This window comes from Streptomyces sp. URMC 126 (assembly GCF_051386555.1).
GTDB lineage: Bacteria > Actinomycetota > Actinomycetes > Streptomycetales > Streptomycetaceae > Streptomyces.
This window is the reverse complement of the sequence record NZ_JBPQTX010000211.1, coordinates 1-12806: the sequence shown is the minus strand read 5'-3', so window position 1 is coordinate 12806 and position 12806 is coordinate 1. Positions and strand designations below refer to the sequence as shown.

The 12806-nt window shown below is 73.4% G+C and carries 10 protein-coding genes; 4 read left to right on the top strand and 6 right to left on the bottom strand.

Annotated elements, in window-relative coordinates; translation table 11 throughout:
- Positions 1–211 precede the first annotated feature (211 nt).
- Positions 212–3025, top strand: a complete 2814-nt coding sequence (locus ACSNOK_RS22980; RefSeq protein ID WP_436782643.1) for a DEAD/DEAH box helicase — start codon at positions 212–214, stop codon at positions 3023–3025.
- 87 nt (positions 3026–3112) lie between these two features.
- On the opposite strand, the gene ACSNOK_RS22975 is transcribed toward ACSNOK_RS22980, so the two are convergent.
- The 4 genes from ACSNOK_RS22975 to ACSNOK_RS22960 all read right to left on the bottom strand — a co-directional run bounded on the left by ACSNOK_RS22975 (position 3113) and on the right by ACSNOK_RS22960 (position 7210).
- Positions 3113–4132, bottom strand: coding sequence for a hypothetical protein (locus tag ACSNOK_RS22975; protein ID WP_436782642.1), 1020 nt, complete (start codon positions 4130–4132; stop codon positions 3113–3115).
- Positions 4133–4536: 404 nt separating this feature from the next.
- A complete protein-coding gene (locus ACSNOK_RS22970; RefSeq protein WP_436782641.1) occupies positions 4537–5238 on the bottom strand; it encodes a hypothetical protein in 702 nt (233 codons plus the stop codon).
- Positions 5239–5338: 100 nt separating this feature from the next.
- A complete protein-coding gene (locus ACSNOK_RS22965; RefSeq protein WP_436782640.1) occupies positions 5339–6208 on the bottom strand; it encodes a siderophore-interacting protein in 870 nt (289 codons plus the stop codon).
- A gap of 96 nt (positions 6209–6304) precedes the next feature.
- Positions 6305–7210 carry a 5'-3' exonuclease gene (locus tag ACSNOK_RS22960; RefSeq protein ID WP_436782645.1) on the bottom strand — a complete coding sequence of 302 codons (906 nt, stop codon included), beginning with the start codon at positions 7208–7210 and terminating at the stop codon, positions 6305–6307.
- A gap of 230 nt (positions 7211–7440) precedes the next feature.
- Here ACSNOK_RS22960 and ACSNOK_RS22955 point away from each other — a divergent pair, with 230 nt between their 5' ends.
- On the top strand, positions 7441–8478 hold the full coding sequence (locus ACSNOK_RS22955; protein ID WP_436782639.1) for a quaternary amine ABC transporter ATP-binding protein: 1038 nt from the start codon (positions 7441–7443) through the stop codon (positions 8476–8478).
- On the top strand, positions 8471–10276 hold the full coding sequence (locus ACSNOK_RS22950; protein ID WP_436782638.1) for an ABC transporter permease/substrate binding protein: 1806 nt from the start codon (positions 8471–8473) through the stop codon (positions 10274–10276). Before ACSNOK_RS22955 ends, ACSNOK_RS22950 begins: the two co-directional genes overlap by 8 nt.
- Positions 10277–10344: 68 nt before the next feature.
- Here ACSNOK_RS22950 and ACSNOK_RS22945 read toward each other — a convergent pair whose 3' ends face one another.
- Positions 10345–10956 carry a DsbA family protein gene (locus ACSNOK_RS22945; RefSeq protein WP_436782637.1) on the bottom strand — a complete coding sequence of 204 codons (612 nt, stop codon included), beginning with the start codon at positions 10954–10956 and terminating at the stop codon, positions 10345–10347.
- 47 nt (positions 10957–11003) lie between these two features.
- Between ACSNOK_RS22945 and ACSNOK_RS22940 the strand changes: the two genes are divergently transcribed.
- Positions 11004–11753, top strand: coding sequence for a helical backbone metal receptor (locus tag ACSNOK_RS22940; RefSeq protein ID WP_436782636.1), 750 nt, complete (start codon positions 11004–11006; stop codon positions 11751–11753).
- Here the strand turns inward: ACSNOK_RS22940 and ACSNOK_RS22935 are convergent.
- Positions 11680–12774 carry a TDT family transporter gene (locus ACSNOK_RS22935; protein ID WP_436782644.1) on the bottom strand — a complete coding sequence of 365 codons (1095 nt, stop codon included), beginning with the start codon at positions 12772–12774 and terminating at the stop codon, positions 11680–11682. The genes ACSNOK_RS22940 and ACSNOK_RS22935 overlap by 74 nt on opposite strands.
- Positions 12775–12806 lie beyond the last annotated feature (32 nt).

Below are 12806 nucleotides of genomic sequence, written 5' to 3'. Positions count from 1 at the left end.
CCTCAAACGCCGGACGGGCTGATTGGTGCGCTCGGGCGCACTATCCAGCCCGTCCGGCGTTTGAGGACGAGCGGCGAAGCCGCGATACCGGGGTGCGGGCCCTCCCGCGAGAAACGGCGAAAGGGCGGGACCGGGGCGCAGCCGCCCGCAGGGTAGCCCTTGGTTAAAGATCGGGTACCTGTCCGACCCGCCCGGTAGGCTCGTAGACAAGATGACCGACGACATGTCCCCTGCTGAGCGCTATGCCCTGGCGAAGCGGCGCGCCGCGGAGCAGGCCACCGCCCTGGCCGCTTTCCGCGAAATGTACGACTTCGAGCTGGACGCGTTCCAGATCGACGCCTGCAAGGCCCTGGAGGCCGGAAAGGGGGTGCTGGTCGCGGCGCCGACCGGCTCCGGCAAGACCATCGTGGGCGAGTTCGCCGTCCACCTGGCCCTCCGTGAGGGCCGCAAGTGCTTCTACACCACCCCCATCAAGGCGCTGTCCAACCAGAAGTACAACGACCTGGTCAAACGCTACGGCGCGGCCAAGGTCGGGCTGCTGACCGGCGACAACAGCGTCAACGCCGACGCCCCGGTGCTCGTGATGACCACCGAGGTGCTGCGGAACATGCTCTACGCCGGCTCCCAGGCCCTCAACGGGCTGGGCCACGTGGTCATGGACGAGGTGCACTACCTCTCCGACCGCTTCCGCGGCGCCGTCTGGGAAGAGGTGATCATCCACCTCCCCGAGTCCGTGACGCTGGTGTCCCTGTCGGCGACCGTCTCCAACGCCGAGGAGTTCGGCGACTGGCTGGACACCGTCCGGGGCGACACCGAGGTGATCGTCTCCGAGCACCGGCCCGTGCCGCTGTGGCAGCACGTGCTGGCCGGGCGCCGGATGTACGACCTGTTCGAGGAGAAGACCGGCCCGGACGGCACGCCCGTCACCGGCCGCCGGGAGGTCAACCCGGACCTGGTGCGGCTGGCGCGGATGGAGAACAGCCGGCCGATGGGCGGCCGGGACCGCCGCCGGGGCCGGGAGGCCGACCGCGAGCGGGAGCGGCGGCAGCGCAGCCGGATCTGGACCCCCAGCCGGGTCGAGGTCATCGAACGGCTCGACGCCGAGGGCCTGTTGCCCGCCATCACCTTCATCTTCAGCCGCGCGGGCTGCGAGTCCGCCGTCCAGCAGTGCCTGTACGCCGGGCTGCGGCTGAACGACGACGACGCCCGGCGCCGGGTGCGCGAGATCGTCGAGGAGCGCACCGCCTCGATCCCCGACGAGGACCTGCACGTCCTGGGCTACTTCGAGTGGCTGGAGGGGCTGGAGCGCGGGATCGCCGCGCACCACGCGGGCATGCTGCCGACCTTCAAGGAGGTCGTGGAGGAGCTCTTCGTCAAGGGCCTGGTCAAGGCGGTGTTCGCCACCGAGACGCTGGCCCTGGGCATCAACATGCCCGCCCGCTCGGTGGTGTTGGAGAAGCTCGTCAAGTGGAACGGCGAGCAGCACGCGGACATCACGCCCGGCGAGTTCACCCAGCTGACCGGCCGGGCCGGGCGGCGCGGCATCGACGTCGAGGGGCACGCGGTCGTGCTCTGGCAGCGGGGCATGGACCCGGGCGCCCTCGCCGGGCTGGCCGGCACCCGGACGTACCCGCTGCGGTCGAGCTTCAAGCCGTCGTACAACATGGCGGTCAACCTCGTCTCGCAGTTCGGCCGGCACCGGTCGCGGGAGCTGCTGGAGACCTCGTTCGCCCAGTTCCAGGCGGACCGTTCGGTCGTCGGCATCTCGCGTCAGGTGCAGAAGAACGAGGAGGGCCTGGCGGGCTACCGCGAGGCCGTCACCTGCCACCTCGGCGACTTCGAGGAGTACGCGCGGCTGCGCCGCGAGCTGAAGGAGCGGGAGACGGAGCTGGCCAAGCAGGGCGCCGGCCAGCGCCGGGCCGCCGCTGCCGCCGCCCTGGAGAAGCTCAAGCCGGGCGACGTCATCCACGTGCCGACCGGCAAGTTCGCCGGGCTCGCGCTGGTGCTGGACCCCGGGCTGCCCGGCCGCGCCGACCGGTCCCGCGGCTATGACTACGAGGGGCCGCGTCCGCTCGTCCTCACCGCCGAGCGGCAGGTCAAGCGGCTGGCGGCGCTGGACTTCCCGGTGCCCGTCGAGCCGCTGGAGCGGATGCGGATCCCGCGGACGTTCAACCCGCGCAGCCCGCAGTCGCGCCGCGACCTGGCGTCCGCGCTGCGCACCAAGGCCGGGCACATCGTGCCCGAGCGGCACCGCAAGGGCCGGTCCGCGGCCGTCGACGACGCCGAGATCTCCCGGCTGCGGACGGCGATCCGGGCGCACCCCTGCCACGGCTGCGACGAGCGCGAGGACCACGCCCGCTGGGCCGAGCGCTACCACCGGCTGCTGCGGGACACCCGGCAGCTGGAGCGGCGCATCGAGGGCCGGACGAACACCATCGCCCGTACCTTCGACCGGATCTGCGCGCTCCTGACCGATCTGGACTACCTGCGCAACGACGAGGTGACCGAGCACGGCCGGCGGCTGGCCCGGCTCTACGGCGAGCTCGACCTGCTCGCCTCCGAGTGCCTGCGCGAGGGCGTCTGGGACGGCCTGGCCCCGGCCGAGCTGGCGGCCTGCGCGTCGGCGCTGGTCTACGAGGCGCGGATGAGCGACGACGCGGTGGCCCCCAAGCTGCCGTCCGGCGGAGCCAAGGCGGCGCTGGGCGAGATGGTCCGCATCTGGGGCCGGCTCGACGCCCTGGAGGAGCAGCACCGGATCAACCAGGCGGAGGGCGTCGGGCAGCGCGAGCCCGACCTCGGGTTCGCCTGGGCCGCCTACCGCTGGGCGTCCGGGCACGGCCTGGACGAGGTGCTGCGCGAGATCGAGATGCCGGCCGGCGACTTCGTCCGCTGGTGCAAGCAGCTGATCGACGTCCTCGGCCAGATCGCGGCCGCCGCCCCGGCCGGCAGCCCGGTGGCGCGCAACGCCCGCAAGGCGGTCGACGGGCTGCTGCGGGGCGTGGTGGCGTACTCGTCGGTGGGCTGAGGTCCGTCGGTCCCCGCCTGAAGAGCCCGTTCCCGGATCGTCCGGGGGCGGGCTCTTCGCCGTCCCCCCACCGGCGGGAGCGGCGTCCTACCAGGAGTCGGGCAGCTGCCGGGCCCGTCGGCGCCGACGGCTGACCAGGACGTAGGTGACCGAGGCCGCGACCAGGGCCGCGGCGGACGAGACGCCGACGATCGTGCCGGTGCCCGGGCCGTCGCCGCCACCGGCAGCGTGGGCGCCGCCACCGGAACCGTCCTCGTCGGGGGCTGTCTCGCTCGTGCGGTCGACGATCTCCTTGTACGCGCGCGGGCCGGCGCAGAAGTCGCGGTTGGCCGGGTCCATGGCCTTCGGCACGGTGAGCTTCACCGTCTCCAGGGGGGAGTCCTCCTCCTCGTCACCGCCGCCGGCCACGAGGTCCACGGCGTAGGTGCCCGGCTGGATGTCGCAGCGGACCATGCCCGCGAGGTCGGTCCACCAGCCCTCGCCCTTGCCCTCCTTGAAGTTCTTCGCCAGGCGCTTGACGGGCGCGACGAAGGCGGGGGAGCGGAGGATGAGCGCGTCGTGGGCGTCGAGGGTGGCCCGGTCGGCGGTGATGGTGAACACGGCCTCGTCGCCGCGCTGCGGCTCCCGGCCGCCGGGCCGCAGCCGCAGTCCGGTGGCGCCGGCCGGCACGGGCGAGGCGTCGGGCGAGCCGTCGTCGCAGGCGCCGCCGCGCCCGGCGGTGACGGTCAGCCGGGTGCCGGCGGCGGGCTTCCCCTCGTCGCCGAGCAGCACGGTCACCGGGTGCTCGCCGGGCCGGGCGTCGCAGCGGACCCGGCCGTGGACGGTCACGGTCGTGTCGTCCGCCTTGTTGTGGCCGAAGTCCTTCTTCCCCACGGTGATCTGGGAGGCGAAGACGGGGGAGCGGACGACCACCGAGTCGACGTGCCCGCCGGCGGAGCCGTCGATCGTCACCACGAACTCGACGTCGCCGCCGGGCGGAGCGGGCTCCGCGCGGCTGATCTCCGTGCCGGGGCCGTCCGGAGCCGGGACGGCGAGGACCGGTCCGGCCGCCGTCAGGGCGAGCACCAGGGCGGCCGAGCTCGCGAGGGATATCCGTGCGGAACGCATGCCGCTGAGCCTATCCCGGGGGCGGCGGGCGGCCGAGGGCCGCTTGCCGCCCGCGTCCTCGCCGAGATCGGCGACGAGCGCGCCCGCTTCGTCGACGCCCGCGGCCTGAAGGGCCCACGCCGGCTCCTCGCCCCTTACCCGGGCCTCCGGCAAGAAGCCCGCCGGCACCAGACGCCGGGTAAGAACGACCGGCTCAACCACGCCGGCTACCTCTGGGCCCTCGCCTCCGTCCGGGCAGCCACTGGGACCAACCCCCACTACCGACGCCGACGAGAACAAGGCGACTGACACGCCGCCGCCCACCGCAACCTCTTCCACCGCATGCTCGGGCAGCTCTACCACTGCCTGAAGCAGGGCAGCGCCCACGCCGAGTCGCTCGCCTTCGGCGCCCCTGCTTGGGACGGTCAGCGGGGAGTGAGGCAGGCTTCGAGAGCGGCTCGCTGTCGCGGCGGCAGGTGATCGCCGAGCGGGACATTGCGGGGGCTGTGATCGCCCGCGCAGAGCCAGCTCCGCTCGTCCTCGTCGAACCACCAGTCCTCGGCGCCCCACATGGGGTGCCCCTGAAGCAGGCGTCCGGCCAACGCCTCGCTCGCCTCAGGCGCCCCTTGAGCGACCAGAGCCTCGACCACCGCCGACACGGCCTCTTCCGGAACCGCCGCGTCGCCGAGCACGGGCAGAAGAAGGAGAAGACGGGCGTGAGGATCGGTGACGCCCGCCGCACCCGGTGGTGCCTCCAGCACGGCGGCGAGCTCGGGCCAGCACAGCCCGGGGCCGACGCGGTCCTGATCGTCGCCGGCCAGAACGAGATCCTGGCTCCAGTCGGGATGCGTGAGGAAGTAGTCCGTGGTCGTGAACTCCTCGCCGCTGTTGAAGTGCACGACGATCGCGAAGCCGCCGGCGAGCGGCACCGTGAACATGGGCCACGCCGACCGGTCGTGGAGCGTCTCCAGCATGGCCTCCGCGTCGCCCGCGTCCGATCCGAAGGACTCAGGCGCGAACCCCTCGGCCAGGTCCGCCAAGTACGCGGGCCAGAAGCCCGGCTCGTCCAGGAGCGGGTGCCCGTCCACGACGGGCGACGAGGAGTACCAGTGCCGTGCCATCACCATGCCGGGATTCTCTCCCGGCTCGGTCAGAACTGTTCGAGGACCCCTGCCCTCAAGGCCGACCGACTCGACGGCAAGGCAACGTGAGGTCCACGTTTGTCCCTCAGGCGTTGGGCGGGGTGGGGGCCGTGCCCTCCTGTTCCGCTTCCACCTGCTGGTTCCACTCGCGCTTGGACGCCTGCCAGCCGTCCTCGTCGTGGCCCCGGCGCCAGTAGCCGGAGATCGAGAGGCGTTCGCGGGGGATCTCGCGCTCCAGGCGGAGGTGGCGGCGGAGCTCCTTGACGAAGCCGGCCTCGCCGTGGACGAAGGCGTGGACGTCGCCGGGCGGGAAGTCGAGGGAGCGGACGGCCGCGACCAGGGCCTCGCCGACGGGGGCGGCGCCGCGGTGGAGCCAGACCACCTCGATGCCGGGGGCGAGGTCGAGCTTCTGCTCCTCGTCCTCGTCGGCGATCTCGACGAACGCCCGGACCGTGGCGTCGGGGCGGGTCAGCGACAGCCGCTCCAGCGCGGCGGCGATGGCGGGCAGCGCGCTCTCGTCGCCCGCGAGGAGGTGCCAGTCGGCGTCCGGGTCGGGCGCGTAGGCGCCGCCCGGGCCGAGGAACAACACCTCGGCGCCCGGCTCGGCACGGGCGGCCCACGGGCCGGCCAGGCCCTCGTCGCCGTGGACCACGAAGTCGATGACGAGCTCGCGGGCGAGGCGGTCGAAGGAGCGGACCGTGTACGTACGGGTGCGCGGCCACTGGTCGCGCGGCAGGTCCCGGCGGATGACCTCCATGTCGAAGGGCTCCGGGTAGGCGACGCCCTCGTACGGGAAGAGGAGCTTCACATAGTGGTCCGTGAACTCCCCGGCCGGGAACGCGTCCAGTGCCTCGCCGCCCACGACCACCCGCGTCATATGTGGCGTCAGGCGCTCGGTGCGCACCACGTGCGCCCGGTGGACCTGACGTTTCCTCGGGGCGGGGCGGTCTGCCATTGGACGGTCTCCCTGGACGCGCGGGCTTCGAGAACGGCTGTGATCTCGCGAGGACTGATCGAGGACTGATCTTAGTTAGGACTGCCTAACCTAACACTACCCCGCGAGAACGGACAGCAGACGCTGCAAGGATCCGCCCAGCCCCCACCGCTCGGCCAGCACCTCCAGGGCCCGCGCGTCGCGCGGACCGGACGGCAGGGCCGCGTCGAACGGCGGCAGCGCCACGTCCGACGCCACCCGCACCACCTTCGGCGCCACCGCGAGGTAGGGCCGTGCCTCGTCCAGCCTCCGGCGCTGGGCCGGGGTCAGCTTCGACGCCGGGTCGCCCACGGCCGCCAGGATGCCGGCCAGGTCGCCGTACGAGGCGAGCAGCTTCGCCGCCGTCTTCTCGCCGACCCCCGGCACGCCGGGCAGCCCGTCGCTGGGGTCGCCGCGCAGCAGCGCCAAGTCGGCGTAGCCGGGGCCGTCCACCCCGTACTTCTCCCGCAGCACCGCCTCGTCCACCAGCTGGAGGGTGCCGACGCCCTTGACCGGGTAGAGCACGCGGACCCCGCGAGCGTCGTCGACCAGCTGGTAGAGATCCCGGTCGCCGGTGACCACGTCCACCGGACCGGCGGCCCGTGCCGTAAGCGTGCCGATCACGTCGTCGGCCTCGTAGCCCGGCGCTCCGACGCGGGCGATGCCGATCGCGTCCAGCACCTGCTCGATCACCGGGACCTGCGGGGAGAGGGTGTCCGGCACCTCCTCCTCGTCCGTGCCCTCGGGGACCTCCTCCGCGACGCGGTGCGCCTTGTAGGAGGGGATGAGGTCCACCCGCCACTGCGGGCGCCAGTCCTCGTCCATGCAGGCCACGAGGTCGTCCGGGTGGTGGTCCTGGACGAGGCGGGCGATGAAGTCGAGCAGGCCGCGCACCGCGTTCACGGGCGTGCCGTCGGGGGCCCGCACCGACTCCGGCACGCCGAAGTAGGCGCGGAAGTAGAGCGAGGCGGTGTCGAGGAGCATCAGGCGTCGCGTCACACCCCGATCATGCCGCACCCTACTGACACACCCCCGCCGCCATGTGAAGTGGATCACTCTTCCGTTTGCTCCCGGAAAACCGGGGCAGGCGCGGCCGCGGAGCGGACCCGCCTGCGCTCGGACGGCGCGCGGGACACGGGCCCGATGCCCGTCCCGCTCCACGGCCGCCCGCAGGGGGGAGGCGGGCGTCACCAGGTTCGACCCGTGAGGTGTATGTGTCCAGGCTGAAGGCCGAGCACTTGTACAAGGTGTTCGGCAAACGACCCGAAGCCGCCGTCAAGCGGCTCGAAGGCGGCGCGAGCCGCGACGAGCTGCGTGCGGACGGCACCACGGCAGCCGTGATCGACGCCTCGTTCGAGGTGGAGGCCGGCGAGATCTTCGTCGTGATGGGTCTCTCGGGCTCCGGCAAGTCCACCCTGCTCCGGATGCTCAACGGCCTCCTGGACCCCACCTCCGGCCGGGTCTCCTACGACGGGCGCGACCTGACCGCCCTCACCCCCGCCGAGCTGCGCGACGTCCGCTCGCGCAACATCAGCATGGTCTTCCAGCACTTCGCCCTCTTCCCGCACCGCAGCGTGCTGGAGAACGCGGGCTACGGCCTTGAGGTGCGCGGCGTCCCGCGCGCCGAGCGCGAGCGGCGGGCCGCCGAGGCCCTGGAGCTCGCCGGGCTCGGCGGCTGGGAGCGCTCCTGGCCCGACGAACTCTCCGGCGGTATGCAGCAGCGCGTGGGCCTCGCCCGCGCCCTGGCCACCGACGCCGACCTGCTGCTGATGGACGAGTCCTTCAGCGCCCTCGACCCCCTGATCCGCCGCGACATGCAGGACCAGCTGCTGGACCTGCAGAAGCGGCTGAAGAAGACCATCGTGTTCATCACCCACGACCTCAACGAGGCCATGCGCCTCGGCGACCGCGTCGCCGTCATGCGCGACGGCCGCATCGTCCAGAACGGCACCGCCGAGGACATCCTCGTCCGGCCCGCCAACGACTACGTCGCCTCCTTCATCCAGGACGTCGACCGCTCGCGCGTGCTCACCGCCGGCTCCATCGCGGAGAAGACCGGCGGCGCCGCGGAGGACGCCGTCGCCACCGTCGCCGCGGACACGCCGCTGGCCGACCTCTTCGCCCCCCTCGCCCTCGGCACCGGACCGGTCGCCGTCACCGGCGCCGACGGCGCCCCGGCGGGAGTGGTCACCCGGGACCGGCTGCTGGCCGTGCTCGGCGAGCAGCCGGCGGGGGTGACCGCCGGTGCCTAGGATCAAGCTCGGCTCCTGGGCGCAGTCCGCCGTGGACTGGCTCCAGAACCATCTCTCCTGGCTCTTCGACGCCATCAGCACCGTCCTCACCGGCCTCTACGACGGCGTCCACGCCGTACTCGGCGCCCCCGACGCCCTGCTGACGGCCGGCATCCTGGCCGTCGTCGCCTGGTGGCTGCGCGGGCTCCTCGCCGGCGTGTTCGCCTTCGCGGGCCTCGCCCTGATCGACTCCTTCGGGCTCTGGGACGAGGCCACCGCGACGCTGTCGCTCGTCCTCGTCGCCAGCTTCATCACCCTGCTGCTCGCGGTGCCGCTGGGCATCTGGGCCGCCCGCGACCAGCGCGTCAGCCGGGCGCTGCGGCCGGTGCTGGACCTGATGCAGACGATGCCGGCGTTCGTCTACCTGATCCCCGGCGTGATGTTCTTCTCGATCGGCCCGATCCCGGGCCTGTTCGCGACGATCATCTTCTCGATGCCGCCCGGCGTCCGGATGACCGAGCTGGGCATCCGCCAGGTGGACGGCGAACTCGTCGAGGCCGCCCGGGCGTTCGGCACCACCCCGCGCCACACCCTCACCCGCGTCCAGCTGCCGCTGGCGCTGCCCACCATCATGGCGGGCGTCAACCAGGTGATCATGCTGGCGCTCTCCATGGTCGTCATCGCGGGCATGGCCGGCGCCGGCGGCCTCGGCGAGACGGTCTACGCGGCCGTCACCCAGGTCGACATCGGCGGCGGTGTGGAGAGCGGCCTCGCGGTCGTCGTCCTCGCCATGTACCTGGACCGGATGACCGGCGCGCTCGGCAAGCGGGTCTCCCCGCTCGGCCGCCGGGCCGCCGCCAAGTCCGCTGCCGCCACCCGGCCTTCCGCCCTGCTGAACTACCGGCCCGGCACCGCCGTCGCCACCGTCGGCGTCGTCGTCCTCGCGCTCGTCGCGGGCGGCATGCACCTGGCCGGCGGCGGGGACCGGGAGAGCGTCGCCGCCGGGTCCGACATCGGCCGCGGGCAGAAGGTGAAGATCGGCTACTTCCCGTGGGACGAGGCCGTCGCCACCACCTACCTCTGGCAGAACGTCCTGGAGGCCCGCGGCTACAAGCCCGAGGTCAAGCAGCTCGACCCCGGCCCGCTGTACACCGCGCTGGCCCAGGGGCAGATGGACGTCCAGTTCGACTCCTGGCTGCCCACCACGCACCAGCAGTACATGGACCGGTACGGCGACAAGCTCAGCGACCTCGGCACCTGGTACGGCCCTACCTCCCTGGAGCTGACCGTCCCGTCCTACGTCAAGGACGTGAACACGCTGGAGGACCTCAAGGGCAAGGCCGGGAAGTTCGGCGGGAAGATCGTCGGCATCGAGGCCAGCGCCGGCATGATGGGCAAGCTCAACGGCAACGTCCTCAAGGACTACGGCCTGGACGGCGAGTACAAGGTCGTCTCGTCCTCCACCTCCACGATGCTCGCCGAGCTCGACCGGGCCATCAAGAACAAGGAGCCCGTCGTCACCACCCTGTGGTCGCCGCACTGGGCGTACGGCACCTATGACCTCAAGAAGCTCAAGGACCCCAAGGGCGCCTGGGGCAAGGGCGAGGAGCTGCACGTCGTGGGCAAGAAGGACTTCGCCGACGACTTCCCGCGGATCGCGGAGTGGGTGAAGGGCTTCAAGATGTCCGAGAAGGACCTCGCCTCCCTGGAGGCCGAGATCCAGAAGGGCGGCAAGGGCAAGGAGAAGGCCAGCGCGGGCCGCTGGCTGGACGCCCACCCGGGGCTGCTGGACAAGCTGGCGCCGGTGAAGACGTCCTGAGGGACGAGTGAAGAGAAAAGCGGGCGGGGTGCCCGGGCCGAGAGGGTCCGGGCGCCCCGCCCGTTCGTTCACCCCGTGCCGGGGTCCCGGGGCCGGGCGCGGCGGAGTTCGCTGAAGCCCGGGACGCCGGCCAGCAGCAGCGCGCCGTCCCACAGCCGGCCGGCGGCACCGCCGCGCGGGACGGGCGCCACGACCGGGCCGAAGAAGGCGGTGCGGTCGCCGTCCGCGCCGCGCACCGCGAGCACGGGGGTGCCCACGTCCGTCCCGACCAGGGCGACCGCCTCCGCGTGGGAGGCGCGCACCGCCGCGTCCCACGCCGTCGATCCGGCGGCCTCCGCCGTCTCCGCCGGCAGCCCGGCCGCGGCGAGCGCGTCGGCCGTCGCGTCCCACCGGCCCCGCTCGTGCGTCTCCGCCCCGAGCGCCGCGTAGAACCGGCCGAGCGCCTCCTCGCCGTACAGCTCGGCCACCGCCGCGCAGACCCGTACGGGGTGCCACAGCCACCCCTCCGGGTCGCCCTCGGGGTCGTCGGCGCGTCCCTCGTTGAGCACGGACAGGCTCATCACGCGCCATCGCACGGTCACGGGCCGGACCTCCGCCGTCTCCACGAGCCAGCGGGACGTGATCCAGGTGTAGGGGCAGGACGGGTCGAACCAGAACTCGGCGGTGTACGGCGGTCGCATGCGCTGCTGCCTCCGGCGTCGGGCCCCTCGCGGCGTACGGTGGGGCGGTGACCACATTGACCAGGCGTCGTACCGTACGCCGTGTCGTCTCGCTCGTCCCGTCACTCACCGAGGCCGTCGCCGCCACCGCGCCGGAGCTGCTCGTCGGGGCCACCGACTGGTGCGAGCACCCGGCCGGGCTCGACGTCGTACGGATCGGGGGCACCAAGAACCCCGACGTCGCGCGGATCGCCGCCCTCGCCCCCGACCTCGTCGTCGCCAACGAGGAAGAGAACCGCGCCCCCGACCTCGCCGCCCTGCGGGCGGCCGGACTCGATGTCCTGGTGACCGAAGTGCGCACGCTCGCGCAGGCGTTCGGGGAGCTGGAACGGCTTCTCGTCGACGGCTGCCGGCTGGCGTCGCCCGGCTGGCTGGCGGACGCCCGGGACGCCTGGGCGGACGTGCGGCCCGCCGGACCGGTGCTGCGGGCGGTGGTGCCGGTGTGGCGCAAGCCGTGGATGGTGCTCGGCCGGGACACCTTCGCCGGGGACGTCCTCGCCCGGCTCGGCGTCCGCCACGTCTACGTCGGCCACCCGGAGCGCTACCCGCGCGTCCCGCTGGAGGAGCTGCGGGCGAGCGGCGCCGACCTGGTCGTCCTGCCCGACGAGCCGTACCGCTTCACGCGCGACGACGGGCCCGAGGCGTTCCCCGGGCTCCCCGCCGCGCTGGTCAGCGGCCGCCATCTCACGTGGTACGGACCGTCGTTGACACGGGCGCCCGAGGTGCTGGGGCGGGCGCTGCGCACAGCCGTCCGCTGACCAGCCCGGCCGCCGTCCGGACCGTCGCCACCGCCCAGGCCGCCACCAGCACCGCGTACAAGGCGGCCGCCAGCCAGGTGAGGGCGTGCAGACCGGTGTGGCGCGCCAGGCCCGCGGCGCCCGTGACGCAGGTGCCGACCGGGAAGGTGAAGGCCCACCAGGTCATCGTGAAGCCCATGCCGGAGCGGGCCGCGCGGACCACCATGGCCGTGGCGAAGGCCAGCCACAGCAGGGCGAACCCCATGACGGGGACGCCGTAGAGCACCGCGAAGGCCGTCATGGCGGCCGGGTACGGGCCGCCGACCGCGCCCGGGGCGGCGTCCGCGAGGTTGTTCACCGCCGTCGTGGACTGGCCCAGCGGGCCCAGGACGAGGAACAGCGTCGGGGTGAGGGCGAGCGGCGGCGGACCGTGGTGGACCAGTCGGGAGAACACCACCGGCAGGATCACCAGCGTCATCAGCAGACTCAGCCCGAACAGCGCGTAACAGCCGAGCAGCATGCCCTCCCGCGCCTGCCCGGCCGGCAGGTGCGCGACGAGCGCCGGGCCGAGGGCCGCCGACACCATGGGTGCCACGACCGGCAGCAGCCACACGGGCGAGGCGGTCCCGGGCTCGATCCGGTGCCGGGTCACCATCAGGTACGGGATGCCGGCGGCGGCCAGCAGTCCGGTCGCCGTGCCCGCCGACCACAGCACCGCGTCCGCGGCCACCGCCGCCCGCTCGCCGACGACGCCCGCCCCCACGGAGAGGGTCGCGCCGCCGACCGCCAGCAGGGCCATCGCCAGGCAGCCGTAGAACGGCGCCACCGCCGGATCCGCCAGATGCCGGGCCGCCTGGTCCCGGTGGCGCGCCCAGTGCGCGGCCCGGGCGGCGAGCAGCGCCGCCAGGGCGACCGCGGAGAGGAGCCACACGGCCTCCAGGGCCGGGCGCGGCAGGGCCCGCCCGGGGAGCGCGGCACCGGCGCTCGCCACGATGGCGGTGCCCATGACGGTGGCGTACCAGTTCGGGCCGAGGTGGCGCAGACGGCGGACGCCCGGCGGCGCCGCCGGAAGGC

What these genes read in the sequence shown, in the direction of transcription:
- ACSNOK_RS22945 (WP_436782637.1), bottom strand. Translation starts at nt 10,956, where the DNA reads ATGCGACCGCCGTACACCGCCGAGTTCTGGTTCGACCCGTCCTGCCCC.
- ACSNOK_RS22970 (WP_436782641.1), bottom strand. Translation starts at nt 5,238, where the DNA reads ATGGTGATGGCACGGCACTGGTACTCCTCGTCGCCCGTCGTGGACGGG.
- ACSNOK_RS22980 (WP_436782643.1), top strand. Translation starts at nt 212, where the DNA reads ATGACCGACGACATGTCCCCTGCTGAGCGCTATGCCCTGGCGAAGCGG.
- ACSNOK_RS22975 (WP_436782642.1), bottom strand. Translation starts at nt 4,132, where the DNA reads ATGCGTTCCGCACGGATATCCCTCGCGAGCTCGGCCGCCCTGGTGCTC.
- ACSNOK_RS22965 (WP_436782640.1), bottom strand. Translation starts at nt 6,208, where the DNA reads ATGGCAGACCGCCCCGCCCCGAGGAAACGTCAGGTCCACCGGGCGCAC.
- ACSNOK_RS22960 (WP_436782645.1), bottom strand. Translation starts at nt 7,210, where the DNA reads ATGCTCCTCGACACCGCCTCGCTCTACTTCCGCGCCTACTTCGGCGTG.